Here is a 22,305-nt window from a genome sequence, read left to right as displayed (position 1 = left end):
GCCCCCCTCACCGGCGCGCGCATCTCCACGTCCCTCACCGGCGCGCGCGTCCCCGCCAGGTCCCTCACCGGCTGGCGCATCCCCACCGCGCCCCTGACCGGCCCGCGCGGCCCCGTCGCGCACGTCACCGGGGGCGCCGCTCGCCCCCGCGTCCGGGCCGGGGGTGCCGTCCAGCAGCCGTACGGTCGCCCGGAGTCGTTCGGCCTCCGCCGCGCAGGTCTCGCAGTCGGCGAGGTGGAGCGGTACGGCCCTGGCGTCGGCGGGTGGCAGCGCGCCGACCGCCCAGGCGGCCAGCAGCTCCCGTACGCCGTCGTGGTCGTTGGTCATCGCGCGCCGCCCTTTCGCCGTGCCGCTGCCACGATACGCAGGGCCCGCACGGCCCCGGCGGTGCGGTGAGGGGCCGTCATCACGCGCCCCTCGCCGCTGCCGGGTCCGGTGGATCCGCGAGGGACTCCGCCAGTTTGCGCAGGGCCGAGCGGAGCCGGGTCTTCGCGGTGCCCTCGGGGATGCCCAGCTCCACGGCGGCCTGGCGGTAGGTGCGGCCCGCGAAGTAGGCGAGGTGGACCACCTCCCGCTGGGTGCGGGGGAGTTCGGCGAGGGCCGTGTGCAGCAGCAGGGAGCGCTCGCGGTCGACGACCGTCTCGTGCGGTCCGGGTCCGGCGTCGGGGATGGTGTGCAGCGCCGAGTCGTCCGCCTGGGCGTCCTTGCGGTGCCGGGCCTCGCTGCGCACCCAGTCCACGGCCCGCCGGTGGGCGAGCATCGACAGCCAGGTGCGCAGGGAGCCGCGCCGCGCGTCGAAGCCGTACGGGCTGGTCCACAGCTGGGCGAAGACCTCCTGGGCCACGTCCTCGGCCGCCGCCTGACTGCGGGTGACCCGGACGGCCACCCGGCGCACGAGTGCCCCGTACGCCGCGTAGGCCTCACGCAGCGCGGACTCGTCCCCGTACACCAGCCGCCGATGCAACTCCACATCGATGGACGACTGTTCGAGCGTCGGCTCCACCGGCACCACCATCCCTGATGCCCTTCCTAGCGTCCCGGCCGGGCTCGCGCCAGTGGTTCAGGAAGACAGGGCGTCCAGGACCCGGTCGACGTCCGCCGCCGTGTTGTAGAGGTGGAAGGCGACGCGCAGGTTGCCCGCACGGTCGGAGACCTGGATGCCGGCCGCGCTCAACTCGGGCTGCCGCACGCCCAGTCCGGGCACGGAGACGATGGCCGAGCCGGGCGCCGGCACGGGCTCGTGGCCGAGAGCGGCGAGCCCCGCGCGGAATCGGTCCGCGAGGGCGAGGTCATGGGCGTGGACGGCGGCCACGCCGAGTTCCTCGACGAGCGCGAGGGAGTGGCGCAGTCCGGCGTAGGTGAACAGGGCCGGGGTCAGGTCGAAGCGGCGGGCGGAGCGGGCGAGTTCGGTGACGGGGCCGTAGCAGCTGCCCCAGGGGTTCTCCCCCGCGACCCAGCCGGCCAGCACCGGGGTCAGCCCACCGAAGTCCTCGGGCACGACGAGGAAGGCCGCGCCGTGCGGACCGAGCAGCCACTTGAAGGTCGTGCAGACGGTGAAATCGTACGCGTCGGCCTCCATCGGCAGCCATCCGGCGGCCTGGGAGAAGTCGACGTAGGTCCGCGCCCCGTGGTCCCGCGCCGCCTCCCGCAGCGCGGGCAGGTCGGCGATCCGGCCGTCGGCGGACTGGGCGGCGCTGACCGCGACGAGCGCGGTGCCGGGGCGGACGGACTCGGCGAGCCGCTCCAGCGGCACGGCCCGCACCTTGAGGTCGCCCCGGACGTGGAACGGGTTGAGGACGGAGGTGAAGTCGTCCTCGGCGGTCAGCACCTCGGCGCCGGGCGCCAGCGACGCGGCGACCACCCCGGTGTGCGCGGCGACCGACGTCCCGGCCGCCACCCGCCCGGCCGGCACCCCGGCCAGCCGGGCGAACGCGGCCCGCGCGGCCTCCACGTCGTCGAACAGCGGGTCCAGCGGCCGGCCCTCGGCCCGCAGCAGCGCGGCCCGCCCCAGCGCGGCCACCGTCCGGGCGGGCAGCAGACCGGTGCTGGCGGTGTTCAGATAGGTGTTCTTCGGTGCGAACTCGGCACGGACGAGGCTCTCGAAGGTCTCCATGCCTCCACTGTGGGGCCCGAAGACCTCCCCGTCCATTGAGAGATTTTACGCGATTCACCAAAGTATCGCTTATATATCCGGCCCGACCAGCACCTCAGCGCCGCCAAAGGGACACGGGGACTGCGCGAGCAACCACCCGCGCAGCCGCGGACCGCAGATCACCGCACCCCCACGGCGATCACCGGGACGGCACCGCACACCCGTCGGGCCCGCACGCCTCCGCGGCGTCCTCCTGGATCACCTGGAGCGGCGGCCGCTCGCCCCACGCCTGTGCGAGCGCCCGCTCGAACACCTCGGCGGGCTGCGCGCCGGACACCCCGTACTTGCGGTCCAGCACGAAGAACGGCACTCCGTTCGCGCCCAGCTCGGCCGCCTCCCTCTCGTCCTCGCGGACGGCGTCCGCGTACGCGGCGGGGTCGGCCAGCACCTGGCGGGCGGCGCCCTCGTCGAGCCCTGCCTCGACGGCCAGCTCGATCAGGAACTCGTCCGCGTCGGCGTACACGGACCGCTCCTCGGCGAAGTTCGCCCGGTACAGCAGCTGGAGCAGCTCGCTCTGCCGGCCGTGCTCCTTGGCGAGGTGCAGCAGCCGGTGCATGTCGAAGGTGCTGCCGTGGTCGCGGCCCTCCGCCCGGTAGTCGAGGCCCTCGGCGCCGGCCTGCGCGCGGAGGTTGTGCTCGCCGGCCTGGGCCTGCGCCTCGCTCATCCCGTACTTCTTGCTCAGCATGGTGAGGACCGGCTGGATGTCGTCCTTGGCGCGGCCGGGGTCGAGCTCGAAGGAGCGGTGCACCACCTCGACGCCGTCGCGGTGCGGAAAGGCCGCGAGCGCCTTCTCGAAGCGGGCCTTGCCCACGTAGCACCAGGGGCAGGCGATGTCGCTCCAGATCTCGACGCGCATGTGTCAGCTCTCTTCGGTCGTACGGGTACGGGTGGACGGAGGCGGCGCGCTCCGCTTCTGCGATGGATGAACGTTCAAGCAGCCCGTCTCATTCCCACGCCCCGCCCCCGCTCCGGCTCACCCCCCGGTGACCGCATAGGTGAGGAGCAGATGGTGGTCGTCCGGGGCCGGCGGGTTCTCGGGGTCCGGTGTCCAGCCGAGCCGGGCGTAGAAGACCCGCGCCCGGTGGTTGTCGACGTGGACGGTGAGCGTGGCCGTGCGCTTGCCGTCGGCCCGCCACTCCTCCACGCATGCCGCGTGCAGGGCCCGGCCGGTGCCGCGGCGCCACTGGTCGGGGTCCACATGGAGCTGGGCGAGGTACACCGTGTCGGCGGGGCCGTCCTCCGCCGTGCGGAAGGAGGCGATGCCGGTGATCCGGCCGTGCTCCACGGCGCAGAGCACACGGCCGTCCGGTCGCTCGACGGCCCGCCGCCAGCCGGCGAGCCAGTCCGTGCCGTCGTCGGGGACGCCGTCCGGATAGTACGTCGCGCGGGCGCGGGCGTGCAGCGCGACGACGTCATGGAGCTCGGCGGGGAGCACGGTCCTGATCACACGCGCTCCGGTCACTCGTTCCACACGGTCCTTGATCATGCGGAGGAGGACGAGCGCGACGTCGCGACGGTTCCGGCCGGGAGTGACACACCGGGCGCCGTGGCCGGGGGTGTCACCGGGCGCCGTGGCCGCCCCCGCACCCGCCCCTCAGCTGCCGTTCCTCAGGTCCTCGGGCCAGTTCGGACGGAACTCGATGCCGTCGTACGTCACCACGCAGCCCTCCCCCATCGGGGACTGCGTCATGAACCCGACCAGGGCGGCCCCGCTCTCCCGCTCCCCGGCGAGCGTGAACAACCGGACGAACGTCCAGTGCTTGCCGTCGCGGGAGGCGTGGAAGGCGAACGCCCGGCCCGTGCGGCTGACCCGCAGCCACACCGAACTCCCCTCCACGGTGAAGGAGTTGGCGTCGTCGGAGTGTCCACGGGTGACCACCGTGCAGACGGTGGGGACGTCCGGCGAGTACTCCAGGCACAGCTTCGCCCAGGCCCGCTCCCCGACGTGCACATACAGCACGCCCGCGTCGAACCCGGCGGCGAAGCCGACGGTGACGCGGGCGATCAACTGGAAGTCCCCCTCCGGCGCCCCCAGCAGCCTGGGCGCGTCCGTGACGGGGTCCAGCCCCTCGTCCGTGGGCGGCACGAACCGGTCCTGCCGGGCGCCGGCCCACCCGGTGAGCACCCCGTCCTCGTAGGACCAGTGTCCATCGGGCCCATACGTACGAAGAGGGAAAGGGAGTTCGGGAAGTTCGAGATCCATTGGGGGATTCTTGCAGCCCCCGTCCGGCACCCGCGCCCCTTTTGAGGGCGCGGGGAAGGCGGCCTACCGCTCCAGCGCGCCGTTGAAGCGGCGCGGCAGTCCCAGCGGATTGTCGTCCCGCAGCTCCGGCGGCAGCAGCGCCTCCGGTGCCCCCTGGTACGCGACCGGCCGCAGCCACCGCTCGATGGCCGTGCCGCCCACCGAGGTGGACGTCGACGTCGTCGCCGGGTAGGGCCCGCCGTGGTGCTGGGCCGCGGCGACGGCCACACCCGTCGGCCAGCCGTTGACCAGCACACGGCCGGCCAGCGGCGTCAGCTCCGCGAGCAGCTCCGGGCCGCGCCCCTCGCCAGCGGCCTCCTCACCGGACAGGTGCACCGTGGCGGTGAGGTTGCCCGGCAGCCGGGACAGCACCGACTTGGCCTCGTCCTCGTCCTCGTAGCGCGCGACGACCGTGAGCGGCCCGAAGCACTCCTCCAGGAGCAGGTCGTGCTCGCCCTCGGACGCCAGCTTGCCGGCGGGGACGGTGAGGAAGCCGGGGCTGACGGTGTGCTCGCCGCCCGCGCCCGCCGTCACCGGCGACTCCACGTCCGGCAGCTCCGCGCGCTCGGCGACACCGGCGAGGAAGTTGTCGCGCATCCGGTGGTCGAGCAGGACACCCGCGTCGACGTCGCTGACGGCGTCGGTGAGCGACTTGACCAGCCGGTCACCGGCGTCGCCCGCCGGCGCCAGCACCAGCCCCGGCTTCACACAGAACTGGCCGACACCGAGGGTCATGGAGCCCGCGAGACCCGAGCCGATCGCCTCGGCGCGCTCGGCCGCCGCGGCCTCGGTGATGAGGACGGGGTTCAGGGAGCCCAGCTCGCCGTGGAACGGGATCGGCACCGGCCGCGCGGCCGCCGCGTCGAACAGGGCCCGGCCGCCGCGTACGGAGCCGGTGAAGCCGGCGGCGGTCACCAGCAGGTGCTTGACCAGCTCGACGCCCGCCTCGAAGCCGTGGACGAGACCGAGGACGCCCTCGGGAATGCCGTGCTCGGCGGCGGCACGGCGCAGCACGATCGCGACCAGCTCGGACAGCGCCGGGTGGTCGGGGTGGGCCTTGACGACCACCGGGCACCCGGCGGCCAGCGCGCTCGCGGTGTCGCCGCCGGGGACGGAGAAGGCGAAGGGGAAGTTGGAGGCCGAGTAGACGGCGACGACGCCCAGCGGGACCTTGTAGCGGCGCAGGTCGGGGATGGGCGGGGTCGCGGTGTCGTCGGGGTGGTTGATCACCACGTCGAGGAAGGCGCCCTCGTCGACGATGTCGGCGAAGGCCCGCAGCTGGTAGCAGGTGCGGGCGAGTTCACCGGTGAGCCGGACCGGGCCGAGCGCGGTCTCCGCGTCGGCGACCTCGACGAGCTGTTCCTTGGCCGCCTGGAGCTGGTCGGCCGCCGTGCGCAGGAACGCCGAGCGGACGGTGCGGTCGGCGAGGGCGCCCCGGGCCGCGTGGGCCGCGCGGACGGCGGCGTCCACCTCCTGGGCTGTGGCCTCCACCGCAACCTGCTCGCGCTGCTTCCCGGTTCGGGGGTCGACACTCCAGACTGGTGCTGCTGCCACCGCGGGTCCCTCCACGTATTTCTGGGTCATTCCCAGGGGTATTGTCTGGGTCATTCACCAAGGTCGTTCGATATGCTGAACGCCGTCTTCAATGATGAATATGGTGTTGGAGACTATTTCCCGTCGAACGAAGGGGTCAAGGGCGATGTCGGCAGTCGAGACGGGCGGCGGAGCGCAGGTCAAGTCGGCGGTACGGACCGTCGAACTGCTCGAATACTTCGCCGGACGCCCCGGAATGCACTCCCTCGCGGCGGTGCAGGAGGCCGTCGGCTATCCCAAGTCCAGCCTTTATATGTTGCTCCGCACCCTGGTGGAGCTCGGCTGGGTCGAGACGGACGCGACGGGTACGCGGTACGGCATCGGCGTTCGGGCCCTCCTCGTCGGCACCTCGTACATCGACGGGGACGAGGTGGTGGCGCTGGCCCGCCCCACGCTCGACCGCCTCTCGGACGACACCACGGAGACCATCCACCTGGCCCGCCTCGACGGCACCAACGTCGTCTATCTGGCCACCCGGCAGTCGCAGCACTATCTGCGGCCCTTCACCCGGGTCGGCCGGCGGCTGCCCGCCCACTCCACCTCGCTCGGCAAGGCGCTGCTCGCCACCCACACCGACGAGCAGGTCCGCAAGATGCTCCCGGAGACCCTCCCGGCGCTCACCGAGAACACGATCACCGACCGGGAGCAGCTCATCGAGGAGCTCCACCAGGTCCGTGAGCAGGGCTTCGCCGTGGACCGCGAGGAGAACACCCTCGGTCTGCGCTGCTTCGGCGTGGCGATCCCGTACCGCACCCCGGCCCGTGACGCGATCAGCTGCTCCGTGCCGGTGGCCCGGCTCACCCCGGCGCACGAGCAGCTGGTCAAGGACGCCCTGTTCGACGCCCGTGACCGGCTCACGCTGGCGACCCGCAGACTCTGACCTGGACGCACGGGCCCCTCGGCAGACGACGGACGGACCCCCTCCGGGCACATGAAGACCTCATGAGAACCGGGACGGAAGGGAACGACCGACCGTATTCCGCTCGTCTGTCCGGGTGCGATGAACAAGACGATCAGGCGCAGCGCCGTCTTCACCCTGCTCCTCGTGCTCGCCCTGCTGGTGCGGGCGACCTGGGTGCAGTTCTACGAGGGCACGGCGCTCGCGGAGGACAAGGCCAACCGGCGGAACGCGATCGAGACGTACGCGGCGCCGCTCGGGAACATCATCGTGGGCGGTGACGCGGTCACCGGCTCCGCGCGGACGAAGGGCGGCGACCTCGCCTACAAGCGCACCTACAAGGACGGCGAGCTGTACGCGGCGGTGACGGGGTACGCCTCGCAGAGTTACGCGCCCACGCAACTGGAGGGCATCTACCAGGACCTGCTCAACGGCACGGACCCCCGGCTGAAGACGGTGCTGGACACCCTGATCCGCGAGCGGTCCGAGCCGGGCGACGTGATCACGACGATCGACCCGTCCGTGCAGAAGGCGGCGTACGAGGCGCTCGGCGACAAGAAGGGCGCGGCCGTCGCGATCGACCCGAAGACCGGGAAGATCCTCGCGGTGGTGTCGACGCCGTCGTACGACCCGTCGTCGCTCACGGACGCCAACTCGGCGGGCGCGGCCTGGAAGAAGCTCACCGCGGACCCGGACAAGCCGCTGACCAACCGGGCGCTGCGGCAGCCGCTGCCGCCGGGGTCGACGTTCAAGCTGGTCGTGGCGGCGGCCGCGCTGGAGGACGGGCTGTACCCGTCGGTGGACGTGCGGACGGACAGCCCCGACCCGTACACCCTGCCGGGCACGAAGACCGAGTTGAGCAACGAGAACCCGAACGCGCCCTGCGAGAACGCCTCCATCCGTACGGCGCTGCAGTACTCGTGCAACAACGTGTTCGCGCGGATGGCCGTCAAACTGGGCCAGGACAAGGTCCGGGCGATGGCCGAGAAGTTCGGCTTCGACGACACGGAGCAGGACATGCCGGTGCGGGCGTACACCAGCGTGTACCCGTCCGACATGGACGAGTCGTCCACCGCGCTGACCGGGATCGGGCAGTACGACGTCACCGCGACGCCGCTGCAGATGGCCATGGTGTCGGCGGCCATCGCCAACGACGGCAAGCTGTTGGCGCCGCACATGGTGTCGCAGATCACCGACGGCGGCGGCGATGTGCTGGAGGACTACGACTCCGAGGCCGGCACCGAGCAGGTGGTGAGCGCGTCCACCGCGAAGCAGCTGCGGTCGGCGATGGAGACGGTCGTCGAGGACGGCACGGGCACGAACGCGCGGATCGGCGGGGCGACCGTGGGCGGCAAGACGGGTACCGCCCAGCACGGCGAGAAGAACAGCAAGACGCCGTACGCCTGGTTCACGTCGTACGCGAAGGCCGGCGGCAAGGAGGTCGCCGTCGCGGTGGTCGTGGAGCAGTCGAACGCGGCCCGCTCCGAGGTCAGCGGCAACGGGCTGGCGGCGCCGGTCGCGAAGGCCGCGATGCGGGCGGCGCTGAAGGACTGAGGGCACCGGTCGAGGACCGTCCGCAGACGAAGGGCCGCCCCTTTCCCCCCGAGGGGCGGCCCTTCCTTCATGGCGTCTACCGCACGCCGAACAGCTGCTGGATCGGGTTGATCGCGAAGTACACCAGGAACAGCGCCGAAGTGCCCCACAGCAGCCAGTGGATCTCCTTGGCCCTGCCGAGGACCGTCCTGATGAGGACGTAGGCGAGGAAGCCGGCGCCGATGCCGTTGGTGATGGAGTAGGTGAACGGCATCACGGCGATCGTGAGGAACGCGGGGATGGCGATGTCGTACCGGTCCCAGTCGATGTTCTTGACCTGGGTCATCATCAGGAAGCCCACGGCGACCAGTGCGGGGGCGGCGGCCTGCATCGGCACGATGGTCAGCAGCGGGGTGAGGAAGAGGGCGACCGCGAAGAGGCCGCCGGTGATCAGGTTGGAGAAGCCGGTGCGGGCGCCCTCGCCGACGCCCGCCGCGGACTCGATGTAGGAGGTCGCGGAGGACGAGGAGGCCGCGCCGCCGGCGACCGCCGCGGCGCCGTCGATGAGCAGGACCCGGCCGAGGTTCGGGACCTTGCCCTCCTCGTCGAGCAGACCGGCCTCGGCGCTGACACCGACGACGGTGCCCATGGTGTCGAAGAAGTCCGAGAGCAGCAGGGTGAAGACCAGCAGGACGACCGTGATGACGGTGGTCTCGCCGAAGGAGCCGAAGAGGCTGAAGTCGCCGATCAGTCCGAACTCGGGGGCGGCCACGAGGTCGTCGGGGACCTTCGGGGTGGTCAGGCCCCAGCTCTTGATGTCGGCCACCGAGTTGATCACGATCGCAACGACCGTCATCGTCAGGATGCTGATCAGGATCGCGCCCTTCACCTTGCGGGCGAGCAGGCCGATGGTCAGCAGGACGCCGAGGCAGAAGACCAGGATGGGCCAGCCGGACAGCGAACCGGCCGCGCCGAGCTGTACCGGAACCGTGGTGTTCGCGATGTCCGGGATGCGGGTGACGAACCCGGCGTCGACGAAGCCGATGAAGGCGATGAACAGGCCTATGCCGACGCTGATCGCCTGCTTGAGCGGCTGCGGTATGGCGTGCATGACGGCCTCGCGCAGGCCCGTGACCACCAGGATGCAGATCAGCAGGCCTTCGAGGACGACCAGGCCCATCGCGTCGGGCCAGCTCATCAGCGGGGCTATCTGGAAGGCGACGACCGCGTTGAGTCCGAGGCCCGCGGCGAGCGCGAGCGGCAGGTTGCCTCCGACGCCCATGATGATCGTCATCACGGCCGCCACGAGGGCGGTGGCGGTGACGAGTTCGGCGCCGTCGAGGGTGTGGCCGTACTTGTCCTTGGCGCTGCCCAGGATGATGGGATTCAGGACAAGGATGTATGCCATCGTGAAGAACGTGGCGAGGCCGCCGCGTATCTCACGGGCGAAGGTGGATCCCCGATCGGTGATCTTGAAGAAGCGATCGACGCTGCTCACCCCGGATGGCGGGGTGCTCTGCCGGTCGGCCACCTTCTGTGCGTCGGACATGGGCGGAGCTCCTAGTGACGTGTGTGTACTACGCGCGGGTGCTGGCTGGATTGTTCCGTCGTTGAACCCGGTTCAGGTTTTCTCCGTGTTACGGAATCGACGTTCGCCCCGTAAGACAGCGTTCGAAGGCTCGTACGAAGTTCGTTCACGATCACTGCTACTCTTCCGGATCTCGTAGGGGGAAGCCCCGGAGGATCACGTGTCGTTCACACGACACGCACAGGCGCCCGGTCCCGGTGCCTGCACGCCGAAGCGAGGAGAGAGGTCGCCCGTGGGCACGGTCGTCGACGACGCAGCCTCCGTGGAGTTCCACGACTTCTTCGAACGGCACTACGCCGAACTGTCCCGTCTGGCCCATCTGTTGACCGGCGAGGCGGACGCGGCGGACGATCTCGCCGCGGACGCGCTGCTCGCGATGTGGCACCGCTGGGACCGGGTCCGCGCGGCGGAGCACCCGGTGGCGTACGCCCGCGGTGTGGTCGCCAACCTGGCCCGTACCCGGATCCGCAGCGCGGTGCGGGAGCGTCGACGGATCACACTGTTCTGGTCACAGCGCGAGGAGAAGACCGAGAATCCCGATGTGCCCGGGGCGGTGGACATGCAGTCGGCGCTGCGCCGGCTGCCGTTCCGCAAGCGGGCGTGTGTGGTGCTTCGGCATGCTTTCGACCTCTCGGAGAAGGACACGGCGCTCGCCCTCGGCGTCTCGGTCGGTACGGTGAAGAGCCAGACGTCCAAGGGGATGGCCGAGCTGCGGAAGCTGCTCGGCACCGGGGACGCCCCGAAGCGGATGCCCGCCGGCATCTCGGGCGCGGGTGTCACGGGCGCGAGGGTGACCGGCGCGGGTGCGCCGGGCAGCGGAAGAAGGGACCGATGAGGGACGTGCACGAGGACCTGCGCGCCCGGCTGCGCGAGTCGGCCGAGGCGCACGAGCCCGACCGCGCCCGCATCCTGGCCCGGATCGAACGCGGAATGGCGGCCCCCGAGGAGCGACGCCGCGGCCGGAAGGCCACACGGCCGCCGCTGTGGGGCTGGGTGCGTGTGGTCAGCGCGACCGCCGGTGTCGCGGGGGTGCTCGCGGTGGGTGGTTACGCCGTCGCGTCGGCGGTGAAGGGCGAGGAGCGGCCGAACGACCAGACGGTCGCGGTGTCGCCGACGCCGGAGGAGTCCCCGGCCGCGACGAGCCGGGCCCCGATCCCGCCGGACCCGGAGCCGAGCCGCGGCGGGTCGAAGCAGGAGCGCGAGCCCAGCTCCGAGCCGTCGAGCACGCCGTCGGCCAAGAACTCCCCCGTTCCGAAGCTGCCCTCCTCGGGGGACGAGCAGGACGGTCCGCTCTGGTCGGCCGGTTCGGTCGACCCGCACAGCAACGACTTCTGGGCGCAGAGCAATCTGACCCTGAGGACGAGCGAGCAGCTCACCAGTCTCACCGTCCAGCTGCGGGTCGCCGAGACCGGCGGGGTCTCCTCGTCCGGCGCCTGGCGGTCGCTGCCGGAACAGGACTTCGACCTGACGGTCGCGGAGGACGGCGGCTTCCTGGTCTACACCTGGGTGCTCAAGGACGGCCGTACGGTCCCGAAGGGCGAGTTCGTCTTCGCCGGGCAGTACAACCACGAGCGCGGTGGCCGGGACGCGAGCGACGACCGCTACGCGATGACCGCGAAGGCGGACGGCGAGGAGTTCGCGGTGGCGGGCGACTTCGAGGGCCACGACGAGGGCGACTCGTCGGACGACGGCGACTCGTAGAAGATCCCGCGGAAAAAATTTCGCGGGGCGGCAACCCTTTGGCCGCCGGTGGCGACCGGAAGACGTGAGAGCGGGAGGGAACCGGCTGCCGGTTCCTGTCATCTGCTCTCACGTACGAGCGATACGGAATCCACCATTCCCGGAGCATGCCCCTTGAGCACGCACAAGAGACGACGCCTGTCCCGCAGACGGCTGCTCGGCGCCACCGCGATCGGCGTGGCCGCCACCGGCGCCGCCGTCGCGGGTGGCACCGGCCTCCTCTCCACGGCGTCCGCCGCCGGTTTCGGACACTCCGACGACGGCCGCAACCTCGTCGTCGACACGGGCGGCGGCCTGGTCTTCAAGGTCTCCAAGACCACCGGCGACCTCACCTCCCTGCGCTACCGGGGCAAGGAGTACGAGGGCTACGGCGGCAGGCACTCGCACGTCGAGTCGGGCCTCGGCAGCGCCGCCGTCACGCTCCGGCAGTCGGGGCAGACCATCCTGGTCAAGGCCGTGCACGGCGCGATCACCCAGTGGTACGCGGCCCGCAGCGGCCAGAGCACCATCCATCTGTGGACGCACAAGGCGGACGCCTCCTTCACCGCGACCCGCTTCCTCGTCCGTCTCAAGCCGGGCGTGTTCCCGAACGAGGGCCCGGACTCCTGGATCGAGAGCTCCGACCACGTCATCGAGGCCGGCGACGTGTGGCGGCGCGCGGACGGCACCACCCACTCCAAGCACTACTCGGGCAAGCGGGTCATCGACTACGACCACATCGGGTTCACCACCGGCGAGGTCGGCCTGTGGCTCGTCCGCTCCAACCACGAGAAGGCGTCCGGCGGCCCCTTCTACCGCTCGCTGCTGCGCCACTCCAACGACAAGGGCGCCGGGCTCTACGAGATCCTGCACTACAACCAGGCCCAGACCGAGCCGGAACGTTTCGGCCTCCAGGGCCCGTACGTCCTCGCCTTCACCGACGGCGGCGCCCCCTCCCCCGCCCTGGCCCACGACCGGCTGGACACCTCCTGGGTGGACGGCCTCGGCATCACCGGCTGGGTCGGCAGGGCGGGACGCGGCAAGGTGGCCGGGGTCGGGCTCAAGGGCATGGACCCGAAGCACGCCTACACGGTCGGCTTCGCCAACGCCGACGCCCAGTACTGGACCAAGGCCGCGGCCGGCACCGGCGCCTTCTCCTGCAAGGGCATGCTGCCGGGCACGTACACCCTGACCGTCTACAAGGGCGAGCTGGCCGTGCACACCCGGCAGGTGACGGTGACGGCGGGCGGCTCCACCGCGCTCAACACCCTGACCATCACCGGGGATCCGTCCGCGGCGAGGACTCTGTGGCGGCTCGGCGACTGGGACGGCACGCCGCGCGGGTTCAAGAACGCCGAGCTGATGACGTACGCGCACCCCTCCGACGGCCGTGCCGCGAAGTGGACGGGCGACGTCACCCTCGGCGGCGGCGACCAGGCCGCGACGTTCCCGGCGTATGTGTGGCAGGACGTGAACAACGGGGTCCGCGTGTACTTCAAGCTGACCGCCGCGCAGGCCGCCGCCGCGCACACGCTGAGGATCGGGGTCACGGACGCGTTCTCGAACGGCCGGCCGCGGGTGACGGTCAACGAGTGGGTGTCGCCGGTCCCGGCGCCGCCCAAGCAGCCCTCGACGCGTTCCCTGACCACGGGTTCGTACCGGGGGAACAACCACATGTTCACGTTCCAGGTCCCCGCCAGTGCATGGAAGTCGAACACCAGTGGGTACAACGTACTGAAGATCGATGTCGTCAGTGGATCGAGCGGCACGGCCTTCCTGAGCCCGGGCACCTCGTTCGACTGTGTGGACCTGCTGGCCTGAGCCCCCCTCGGCCGGCAGTGGTGCCGACTTGAGCCCCCCTCGGTCGGCACGACAAGCGCCCCCCGCCGGTGACGACCGGCGGGGGGCGCCCTTCTCCCGGATCAGCGCATCGTCGAGCCGAAGGCCGTGGAGCCGGTCGTCAGGAACGCCGTGACCGGCAGCGCACCACCCCTGCCACGCGGCCCGTACACGGCGCGGGCGTCCGTGGACCTGAACGGCGGTGTGGCCACCCCGCTGTTCCAGTTGTCGTCCGCCGACACCGTGCGCGGACCCAGCCGGGCCTTCCCCGTGCCGTTGCCCACCGCGAGGTTCCGCGTCAGCCGGGCCTTCCCCGTGGCGAAAGAGAACCCGTCCGCCCGGTTGGAGTAGGCGGTGTTGCGGTGCAGCCGGATCGCCCCGGTGTTGGAGTTCTCGGTGAAGCCGTGCAGCGTGTTGTCCCAGGCCGCGCTGTCGTGGACGGAGTGGGCGACGGAGGCACCGCCGCCGCCCAGCTTGAACCCGTTGCCGTTGCCCTGGAACGCGCTGTCGTTCCAGCGGTTCCTGCCGTTGCCGAAGGCCCAGGAGTGCTCGACGGTGACGGGCGAGGAGAACTGCCAGAGGTCGAGCCCGTCGTCCGCGTTGTCGTAGAGGCGGGCGCCGGTGATCCGGTTGCCGGTGCCGGAGCCGAACTTCACGGCGATGCCGTCGGCGTTCTGGCCGTGGTTCGCGGCGTCGTAGTTGCCGTGGCTGTCCAGGTTCCGCACGAGGTTGCCGGTGGTGCCGTCGCCGCGCAGGGTGAAGCCGGAGTCGCCGTTGTTGGCGGTGACGAGGTTGTCGAAGATCCCGCCGACGGACGACGTGGCGACGAAGCCCTGCGCCGGGGAGTTCTGGAAGGTGATCCCGGAGACGGTCCAGTGGTCGCCGTGGATCGCGGCGAGCCAGGACCCGGCGGGCAGCGCGGAGCCGTCGATCCTGACCTTCCCGTCCCCGTACGCGGTGAGCGTGATCCGGGCCGAGGGGGTGCCGTCGGCCGTGGACTTCAGGGTCCGGGTGGGCCGGTAGGTGCCGCCGCGGACCTTGATGGTCGTACCGGCGGTGGCCCGGGCGAAGGCGGACTCCAGCGACGCGGTGCTGGAGACGGTGACCGTGGTCGCGGCGGCCCGGGCACCGCTGTTCGAGAGGCCGAGAAGGACACCGCCCGCCCCCGAGGCGACGGCCACGGCGGCCGCGATCGACAGGGTGCCGGTTCTGCGATGGCGCCCGATGCTGTGACGCACGGGGGTTCCTTTCTCGGGGGACGAGGAGCGAAGCGGGCCGGAGGGGCCGCCCCGGCCCGCTTCTGTCACTGGTCGTCGCCCCGCGGCGAAAGGTTGCCGCGCATCGCCGAAAGTTCTCGAAAGTCCGGCTCAGTCCATCGTCGCCCCGATCGTCGTGCTGCCCGTGGTCAGGAACGTGGTCGCGGGCAGCGCGCCGTTCGACTGGCGGGCGTTGTACGTCGTTGAGGCGTTGGTGGAGCGGAACGCGGGCGTGGAGACGCCGGAGTCCCAGGTGTTGCCGGACGAGACGACCGACGAGCCCTTGGTGACCGCACCGGAGCCGTTGCCGACGGCCAGGTTCCTGCCGAGGCGGGCCGCGCCGGTCGCGAAGTAGTAGCCCCATTTGGCGTTGGCGTAGGCGGTGGTGCGGTTGATGACGATGGCGCCCTTGTTGCTGTTCTCGGTGAAGCCGTTGCCGGCGTTGTCCCAGGCCGCCGAGTTGTTGATGACATGGGCCACGGTCTCGCCGTCGCCGCCCAGCTTGTAGCCGTTGCCGTCGCCCGCGAACGCGGAGTCGCCCCAGCGGTTCTTGCCGTTGCCCATCGCCCAGGTGTGCTCGACGGTGACGGGCGAGGAGAACGACCAGAAGTCCAGGCCGTCGTCCGCGTTGTTGTAGAGACGGGCCCCGGTGATGAGGTTGCCGCCGCCGGAGCCGAACTTCACGGCGATGCCGTCGGCGTTCTCCCCGTGGTTGGCCGGGTCGTAGTGGCCGTAGGAGTCGATGTTGCGGACGGTGTTGTTGGTGGTGCCGTCGCCGGTGAGTGTGAAGCCGGAGTCGCCGCCGTTGATGGTCTTGATGGTGTCCCAGACCGTGGAGGCACAGGACTGGCAGACGACCGCGCTGTCCGGGGAGTTCTGGAAGGTGATCCCGGAGACGGTCCAGTGGTCCGCGGTCAGCTTGAAGATCCAGTCGCCGTCGGGGAGGTTCGAACCGTCGATCTTCACGGTCTCCGAGCCGTACGGCTGGAGGTATATCCGGCTGGAGGAACTGCCGTTCGCCGTGGACTGGAGGGTGGCCGTCGGGTAGTACGTGCCGCCGCGCACCTGGATGACCGTGCCCGGGGTGGCGTTCTTGAGGGCGTTGGACAGGGCGGTCGTGGTGTTGACGACGACGGTCGCGGCGTGCGCCTGGGTGGGGAGCACCGCCAGCCCGGCGCCGACGGCCAGGGCGGTGCCCAGGGCGAGAGTGGTACGACGAGACATGGAGAGCGGTTCCTTTCTCGTGCGGGTGGGGTGGTTCACAGGACGGAGTCGAGCCATGCGACGACCTCGTCCTGCTGGGGCGCGGTGCACACATGGCCGAGGTCGGGCCAGGTGGAGCTCCTCCTTGAGGAGGGGGTGGAAGTCGGGGAGGGCGCCGTCGAGACCGGCGAGACCGGCGAGGGCCGGGGGTTCGCCCGACCCGGCGGCTGCCCCGGCGGCCGTCCCGGTCCCGGTCCCGGCGGGCATCGCGGCGGCCGACGCCGCCGTGACGAAGGCGCGGCGCCCGAACCCGTCACGGTCCTGCCCGGGTCGACGGGCCGGGGACACCCCCCGCGGGGTCGCCGTCGGCGCCCGGCTCACCGGCACCCATCGGGCCTCCAGTCCCCCAGATATGTCCTCCGGGTGTGCAGGGCGGCCTCGGCCTCGGTGAGCCGCGGCCGGTTCTCGGGCACCGTGACGGCCGCGCCCGGACCGGAGTTGCCGTACTCGCGAAAGCGCATGGTCTGCCACGGGTACGCCTCGCGCATGTTGGTGTACGGGGCGACGGCGTCGATGCCGGGGCCGATCCAGGTGTCCCGGACGACCAGGGAGGGCCAGGCGGTCGTCTCGTACGACGGGACCCAGGGGCGGGCGATCTTGTACGCCCCGTGCTCGGCGCCGGAGGTGATCCGGCCCCGCAGGGCGAGGAACCCGTAGGGGTTGGCACGGGCGGTGGAGGGCGCGAAGACCATGCCCTTGGGGGTGAACGAGACGTCCCGCTGGAGCGTGTGGAAGCGGCAGGACTCGAAGACCGCCCGTGCCCGGCCGAAGACGAAGTCGACGTCGCCCTCGATGTGGCAGCGGCGGTAGTACTGCCGGTCGAAGACGTCGAGCGCGGTGGTGTCCGCGAAGAGGGTGTCCTGGTGGGCGAGGAGGCGGACGTTCTCGAAGTGGCTGCGGTCCCCGGTGACGTACGCGGCCACGGCCTGGGTCCCGGTGATGTCGGGGTGGTCGGCGCGCAGCCAGTCGTTGGCGAGGGTCACGTCACGCACGGTCAGTCCGGGCGCGGCGGAGGTGAAGGTGGCCGAGCCCGCCGTGCCGTACGTGCCGCCCTCCGGTCTGGGCGTGCCGCCCGCCCGGTCGAAGACGATGACGGCGGCGCGCGGGTCGCGGGAGGCGCCCCGAAGTGTCAACTCCGCCTTGCTGACAGGGATGTCGACGACCTCGCGATAGGTGCCCGGATGCACCACGATCATCCAGCCGGGGCCGTCCACCGCGTCCACGGCGGCCTGGACGGAGTCGCCGCGCCGGACGTGCAGGACCCGGCGGCGGGCGTCGGCGGACGCGGGGGTGGCGCCGGCGGCCGCGAGGCCGCCGGCGATCCCGGTGAGGAGGGTGCGCCGGCGCACGTCAGCACCCCTCCCAGGGTGCCCAGTCGCCGAGGTACGCCTCGCGGGTGTGCGCGGCGGCCTCCTCCGCGGTGAGCTGGGGCCGGTTCTCCGGGACGGTGATCCGAGCGCCGGGGCCGGTGTTCCGGTACTCCGCGAACCGCTGGTCCTGCCAGGGGAAGCCGGAGGACATGGTGGTGTAGGGGGACACCGCGTCGATGCCGGCTCCGAGTCGGCTCTCGTGGACGGTCAGCATGGGCCTGGCGGTGGTGTCGGAGCTGGGCACCCACGGCCGGGCCAGTTTGTAGTGGGCGTCCGGGGCCCCGCTGGTGATCCGGCTCCGGGTCACCAGATAGCCGCGCGGGTTGGCGCCCGCGGTGGACGGCGCGAACACGAACCCGTACGGGGCGGACGCGAGGTCCGTCCGGGTCAGGGTGTGGAAGCGGCAGCGTTCGAACACCGCGGTGGCCCGGCCGAAGACGAAGTCCACGTCCCCTTCGGCGTAGCAGTCCCGGAAGTACTGGCGGGCGAACGTGCCGAGCGCCATCGAGTCGGCGTACAGCGTGTCCTGGTGCCCGAGGAACCGGCACCGCACGAACGCCGAGCGGTCGCCCTGCACCTTGAGGGCGACGGCCTGAGTGCCGCTGATCCCGGGGTGGTCGGCACGCAGCCAGTCGTTGGCGAAGGTGATGTCCCGCGCGGTGAACCCGTCGCCCTGGACGAGGGTGGTCGCCGATCCGGTCGTACCGTAGGTGCCGCCGCCGGGCTTGGGGGTGCCGGCCGCGTTGTCGTACACGACCGTGACGTCGCGGGCGTCGCCGGAGGCACCGATCCAGGTCATGTCCTTGCGGGCGGTGCTCACGGCGACGGTCTCCCGGTAGACGCCGGGTGCGACGACCAGCGTGTGGCCGGTGCCGGTCGCCGCGGTGACGGCGGCCTGCACGGTGGTGAAGTCCCCGGCGCCCCCGGCGTGCACGTACAGCGTCCGCTCGTCGAGCCGGTGGTCCGGTGAGCCGTACCGTCCGAAGGGCGACCGGCCGCGGGAGGCGTGGGCCGGTGCCGCCGTCCCGAGCGCGAGCGCGGCCCCGGCGCTCGCGAGGACGAACGACCGTCTGCTCAGGGCTGTCCCTCGATCGGTCATCAGCAGACCTTTCCCGCGCCCGCCTGGGCCTTGACGATCGCGGGCACGGCGCGCGGCGAGTCGACCTTCCTGCGCAGGGTCGGCGTCCAGCCGGCCCCGGACTGGAGGGTCTCGGCCGGGATCTCCGCGTTGTGGACGGCGATGAGGTCGGTGAGCCTGCCGTTGACGTGGTTGTTCTCGGCGGTCAGCGGGGACTCGTTCCACTTCTTCAGGACCTTGCCGACCTTGGCCCCGGCGGGCAGCGTGATGGCGTTGTCGGTGGCGTGCAGCTGCGAGGAGATGCCGACGCCGAAGACGTAGTAGTCGTCCTTCTGTTCCTCGTTCACCACGTAGTGGTTGTTGTAGACGTCGACCTGTCCGAACCGCACGCGCGGGGAGCGCTGGAGGATCCCGTCGAAGCGGTTGTGGTGCATCGTGACCTTGAGCTTGCCGGCGTCCTGGGAGGCGGAACCGTCGCTGTTGCCGATCAGCATGTTCTTGTCGTGGTTCTCGAAGCGGTTCCAGGACACGGTCACGTGGTTGGCGCCGCGCACGATGTCGGTGAGGCCGTCGTGCTGCTGGAAGACCTTGCCGAAGTAGACGGGGCGTTCGCTGTCCGGGTAGCGCCCGTCGGTGAACGTGTTGTGGTCGAGCCACACATGGTGGGTGCCGTAGACCACCACCGCGTCGTACTCGGAGTTCCAGTTGCCGGTGCGGTTGTCGTCGGTGGGGTCCCACTTGGGGAAGCAGTCCAGCGGCGCCTCGATGGTGAGGTTGCGCATGATGACGTTCTGGACGCCCTTGATCTGGAGGCTGCCGCCGAGGATGCCGGAGTTCCTGCCGACGCCGACGATGGTGGTGTTGCTGGGGATGTTGGCCTTGATCTCCGCGTCCTGCCGGGCGGCGGAGGCGACCCGGGCGTCCTCCTGCGGGCCCATGGCGACCTTGTCGTTGCCGTACACGGCCGGGTCGTAGTCCTTCAGGTACTGCTGGAGGTCGTATCCGCCGGTGACGAAGGCGTCGCAGCCCTGGGAGACGGCGTCGATCATCCCCTTGATCTTGATGATCTTCGGCGCGTCGCCGCCGTCCCTGAGCGCGGCCTTGAACTCCGCCCAGGTGGTGACGGTGTAGACGTGCTCGGCGTCGGCCGCCGAGCCCCCGCTGGTGCCTCCCTCGGCCGAGCCCCAGCCGTCACCGGCGGGAAGGACCTGCCGGCCGAGGTCACGGGACCCCGCCTGGGCGACGCCGGTCCCGGTGACCCCGAGGACGAGGGCGGTGCAGCCGGCGAAGGCAGTAATGGCATGGGCATGCCAGACATGAGCACGCATGGGTGCGGGTTCCTTTCAAGAACAAGGGGGAAGAGGGCGCCCGTGGAGGGGCGGAGTGCTACGCCTGGGGCCAGGTGATCCAGGACTCGGGGACCGTCTCGTTCAGCCGGCGCACGTCGCGCGGCGCGAGCACCCGGCGCCGCAACAGCTCGGAGGCGACCAGCCGCGCCACGGCGATGGCCCCCGGCGGATTGAAGTGCGTGTTGTCCTGCTCGGTCTCGGTCCAGTTGAAGTACTTCTTGGTCTCCTCGACCCCGAGCTTCTGCCAGAGCGCGAGGGACAGCGCCTGGATGTCGAGGAGGGCGACCCCCTCCTCCTGGGCGAGGGCGCGCATGGCCGCCGGGTACTCGCCGTGGGTCGGCTGCGCCACCCCGCCCGCGTCGAACTTCCGGCGCTCCACGGAGGTGGCGAGGACCGGTCGGGCGCCCCGCGCCCGCGCGCCGTCGATGTACTGGCGCAGGTAGTCCTGGTAGGTGGTCCACGGCTCGGTGTACCGGGTGGGGTCGGCGACCTTGGAGTCGTTGTGACCGAACTGGACGATCAGGAAGTCTCCGGGGCGGATGGCCCCCAGGACGACGTCCAGTAGCCCCTCGTCGATGAAACTCTTCGAACTCCGCCCGTTCACGGCGTGGTTGGAGACCTTCAGCCCGGTACGGAGGAAGAACGGAAGCGCCATGCCCCACCCGGTCTCGGGCCGGGCGTCGGCGTACTTCTGGGCGGCGGTGGAGTCGCCGGCGAGGTAGACCGTGGGCTCACGGCGGACCCGGCCGGAGGAGACGGCGGCGGACGCGGGCCCGGTGGCGGCGACGGCGAGCGGAACCGCGGCGAGCGCCGCGGTGGTGACCTGTCTACGGGTGAGGGACACGTGCGGGTGCCTTTCTCAACAGGCGTGCGGGATACGAAGGTTGTGCGGTGCCTTTCATATGGGTGGGTGCCCCCGCGCCCCTTCTTCCAGGGGCGCGGGGAACTGCGCGACCAGCAGAAACGGACCGGCAGCAGAGACGGACCGGCAGTCGGAATGGGACCGGCAGCCGAAGCGGACCTGCCGCCGAAGCGGAGCGTCAGTCCTTCTGCTCGTTCCATTCGGCCTGCGCCTTGTTCAGCTGGTCGGCCAGCGAGTCGAGGAACTCCTTCGCACTCGTCTGCCCGTCCATCACCTTCTGGAAGGCCGGCTCGTTGTCGGCCTTCGAGATCGTGTTCCAGTCCGGCAGGTAGTACGGCAGCTGCACGATCGAGGTCGACCCGTCGGTCAGCGCGGCGGCGGCCAGCTTCGTCGGCTCCGCCTGCTGGATCCACTCGTCCTTCGCCGCGTCGTTGTTCGCCGGCACCTGGCCCGCCGACTCGTTGAACTTGGAGTTCTCCTCGTGCGACATGGCGAACTCGATGAACTTCCAGGCGGCCTCCTTGTTCTTCGAGCTCTTGAACATGCCGAGCCCGTCGACCGGGTTGGAGACCTGGACCCGCTTGCCGCCGGGGCCGGTCGGCTGCGGGATGCCCCGGAACTTGTCGCCGAACGCCTTCACATGGTCCTGGTAGGAGCCCAGGTTGTGGTTGAGCATGCCGATCGTGCCGGAGTCGAACTGCGCGACCATCTTGGTGAAGTCGTTGTTGAGGTCGGCCGCGGGCGTGACCTTCTTGTAGAGGCCGACGTATTTCTCCAGCGCCGCCACGTTCTTCGGGTCGTTCACGGTGGTCTTCTCACCGCTGGAGTCCCAGAACGAAGTGAGGCCCGACTGCCCGTACATCGCGTCCAGCGCCTGGGCGATGGAGCCGGCGCCACCGCGGATGGTGTAGCCGAACTTGTTCTTGTCCTTGTCCGTGAGTTTCTCGGCGGCCTTGTAGAACGTGTCCCAGGTGGTCGGCTCGTCGAGGCCGGCCGCCTTGAACAGGTCGGTGCGGTAGTAGAGGACGCCGTTGTTCGCGGAGGTCGGGATCGAGTACAGGGCCTCGCCGCCGCCCGCCGACTTCAGCGACTCGACCATCGCCTCGTTGAGCTTGCCGTTCAGGGAGGACTTGGAGAGCCGGCCGTCCAGCGGTTCCAGCGCCCCCTGCGCGGCGAACCCGGCGGCCATGGCCGCGCCGACACCACCGACGTCCGGCAGACCGCCGCCCTGGATGGCGGTGTCGACCTTCGACTGGTACTCGGTGGCCGCGATGCCGACGTACTCGACCTTGATGTCCGGGTTGGCCTTCTGGAAGTCGGCGATGATCTCCTTCCAGATGTCGGTGCGGACACCGCCGTTGTTGTCCCAGAAGACGATCTCGCCCTTGCCGCTGCCCTCGGAGCCCTTGTCGCCGCCGGTCCCGCTGCCGTCGTCACCGCAGGCGGTGGCGGTCAGGGCGAGGACGGATCCGAGGGCGACGGCCAGGGCGGCGCGCCTGCTTCTGTGATTGCTGATCTTCATCGGGGCCTTCCTTCGTGGATACCCGGGCCTTCAGGCCGAGG

Annotated in this window: 20 protein-coding genes; 5 read left to right on the top strand and 15 right to left on the bottom strand. The window is 71.0% G+C overall.

What is annotated here, in order from left to right; all coding sequences use genetic code 11:
* From AOK23_RS49450 to AOK23_RS06480, 7 genes are all read right to left on the bottom strand, one after another.
* Window positions 1-327, bottom strand: a 327-nt coding sequence (locus AOK23_RS49450) for an anti-sigma factor family protein (RefSeq protein ID WP_240496284.1), incomplete at its 3' end; no start/stop codon positions are given.
* Window positions 328-406: 79 nt separating this feature from the next.
* Window positions 407-1,015: an RNA polymerase sigma factor gene (locus AOK23_RS06505; protein WP_055711786.1), complete on the bottom strand. Its 609-nt coding sequence runs from the start codon at window positions 1,013-1,015 to the stop codon at window positions 407-409.
* Window positions 1,016-1,060: 45 nt separating this feature from the next.
* The gene (locus AOK23_RS06500; RefSeq protein WP_055711785.1) at window positions 1,061-2,113 is read right to left on the bottom strand and encodes an aminotransferase class V-fold PLP-dependent enzyme; all 1,053 of its coding nucleotides are present in this window, start codon (window positions 2,111-2,113) and stop codon (window positions 1,061-1,063) included.
* A 178-nt stretch (window positions 2,114-2,291) separates the two neighbouring features.
* Complete coding sequence (locus AOK23_RS06495; RefSeq protein ID WP_055711784.1) at window positions 2,292-3,008, bottom strand: DsbA family oxidoreductase; 717 nt, start codon at window positions 3,006-3,008, stop codon at window positions 2,292-2,294.
* A 117-nt stretch (window positions 3,009-3,125) separates the two neighbouring features.
* The gene (locus AOK23_RS06490) at window positions 3,126-3,638 is read right to left on the bottom strand and encodes a GNAT family N-acetyltransferase (RefSeq protein WP_206336134.1); all 513 of its coding nucleotides are present in this window, start codon (window positions 3,636-3,638) and stop codon (window positions 3,126-3,128) included.
* Between the two features lie 108 nt (window positions 3,639-3,746).
* Complete coding sequence (locus AOK23_RS06485; RefSeq protein WP_055711783.1) at window positions 3,747-4,355, bottom strand: DUF1349 domain-containing protein; 609 nt, start codon at window positions 4,353-4,355, stop codon at window positions 3,747-3,749.
* Between the two features lie 63 nt (window positions 4,356-4,418).
* Window positions 4,419-5,948, bottom strand: coding sequence for an aldehyde dehydrogenase (NADP(+)) (locus AOK23_RS06480; protein WP_079049333.1), 1,530 nt, complete (start codon window positions 5,946-5,948; stop codon window positions 4,419-4,421).
* A 145-nt stretch (window positions 5,949-6,093) separates the two neighbouring features.
* On the opposite strand from AOK23_RS06480, the gene AOK23_RS06475 reads away from it, so the two are divergent.
* Complete coding sequence (locus tag AOK23_RS06475) at window positions 6,094-6,867, top strand: IclR family transcriptional regulator (RefSeq protein WP_055514882.1); 774 nt, start codon at window positions 6,094-6,096, stop codon at window positions 6,865-6,867.
* Window positions 6,868-6,987: 120 nt separating this feature from the next.
* Window positions 6,988-8,439 carry a peptidoglycan D,D-transpeptidase FtsI family protein gene (locus AOK23_RS06470; RefSeq protein WP_055711781.1) on the top strand — a complete coding sequence of 484 codons (1,452 nt, stop codon included), beginning with the start codon at window positions 6,988-6,990 and terminating at the stop codon, window positions 8,437-8,439.
* Window positions 8,440-8,515: 76 nt separating this feature from the next.
* Here the strand turns inward: AOK23_RS06470 and AOK23_RS06465 are convergent, their stop codons facing one another.
* Window positions 8,516-9,967 carry an NCS2 family permease gene (locus AOK23_RS06465; RefSeq protein ID WP_055711780.1) on the bottom strand — a complete coding sequence of 484 codons (1,452 nt, stop codon included), beginning with the start codon at window positions 9,965-9,967 and terminating at the stop codon, window positions 8,516-8,518.
* A 271-nt stretch (window positions 9,968-10,238) separates the two neighbouring features.
* Here AOK23_RS06465 and AOK23_RS06460 point away from each other — a divergent pair, with 271 nt between their 5' ends.
* From AOK23_RS06460 to AOK23_RS06450, 3 genes are all read left to right on the top strand, one after another.
* Window positions 10,239-10,841, top strand: coding sequence for a SigE family RNA polymerase sigma factor (locus tag AOK23_RS06460; RefSeq protein WP_055711779.1), 603 nt, complete (start codon window positions 10,239-10,241; stop codon window positions 10,839-10,841).
* Window positions 10,838-11,707, top strand: coding sequence for a hypothetical protein (locus AOK23_RS06455; RefSeq protein WP_055711778.1), 870 nt, complete (start codon window positions 10,838-10,840; stop codon window positions 11,705-11,707). The genes AOK23_RS06460 and AOK23_RS06455 overlap by 4 nt, the downstream gene beginning before the upstream one ends.
* 153 nt (window positions 11,708-11,860) lie before the next feature.
* Entirely contained in the window at window positions 11,861-13,546 is a 1,686-nt protein-coding gene (locus tag AOK23_RS06450; protein ID WP_055711777.1) for a rhamnogalacturonan lyase B N-terminal domain-containing protein, read from the top strand.
* A gap of 101 nt (window positions 13,547-13,647) precedes the next feature.
* Here AOK23_RS06450 and AOK23_RS06445 read toward each other — a convergent pair whose 3' ends face one another.
* The 7 genes from AOK23_RS06445 to AOK23_RS06415 form a co-directional block, all read right to left on the bottom strand.
* Window positions 13,648-14,802, bottom strand: coding sequence for a right-handed parallel beta-helix repeat-containing protein (locus AOK23_RS06445; protein ID WP_055711776.1), 1,155 nt, complete (start codon window positions 14,800-14,802; stop codon window positions 13,648-13,650).
* A 129-nt stretch (window positions 14,803-14,931) separates the two neighbouring features.
* Window positions 14,932-16,044 carry a right-handed parallel beta-helix repeat-containing protein gene (locus tag AOK23_RS06440; RefSeq protein WP_055711775.1) on the bottom strand — a complete coding sequence of 371 codons (1,113 nt, stop codon included), beginning with the start codon at window positions 16,042-16,044 and terminating at the stop codon, window positions 14,932-14,934.
* Window positions 16,045-16,400: 356 nt separating this feature from the next.
* Complete coding sequence (locus tag AOK23_RS06435) at window positions 16,401-17,432, bottom strand: pectinesterase family protein (RefSeq protein ID WP_055711774.1); 1,032 nt, start codon at window positions 17,430-17,432, stop codon at window positions 16,401-16,403.
* A 1-nt stretch (window position 17,433) separates the two neighbouring features.
* A complete protein-coding gene (locus AOK23_RS06430; RefSeq protein ID WP_055711773.1) occupies window positions 17,434-18,552 on the bottom strand; it encodes a pectinesterase family protein in 1,119 nt (372 codons plus the stop codon).
* A complete protein-coding gene (locus AOK23_RS06425) occupies window positions 18,552-19,859 on the bottom strand; it encodes a pectate lyase family protein (RefSeq protein ID WP_055711772.1) in 1,308 nt (435 codons plus the stop codon). Before AOK23_RS06425 ends, AOK23_RS06430 begins: the two co-directional genes overlap by 1 nt.
* Window positions 19,860-19,917: 58 nt before the next feature.
* Window positions 19,918-20,724, bottom strand: coding sequence for a rhamnogalacturonan acetylesterase (locus AOK23_RS06420; protein ID WP_055711771.1), 807 nt, complete (start codon window positions 20,722-20,724; stop codon window positions 19,918-19,920).
* 196 nt (window positions 20,725-20,920) lie between these two features.
* Window positions 20,921-22,264 carry an ABC transporter substrate-binding protein gene (locus AOK23_RS06415; RefSeq protein WP_055711770.1) on the bottom strand — a complete coding sequence of 448 codons (1,344 nt, stop codon included), beginning with the start codon at window positions 22,262-22,264 and terminating at the stop codon, window positions 20,921-20,923.
* Window positions 22,265-22,305 lie beyond the last annotated feature (41 nt).

The sequence above is a fragment of the Streptomyces torulosus genome (assembly GCF_001419765.1).
GTDB classification, from domain to species: domain Bacteria; phylum Actinomycetota; class Actinomycetes; order Streptomycetales; family Streptomycetaceae; genus Streptomyces; species Streptomyces torulosus.
The sequence above is the reverse complement of the archived record's forward strand: the minus strand, read 5'-3'. Positions and strand labels throughout refer to the sequence as shown.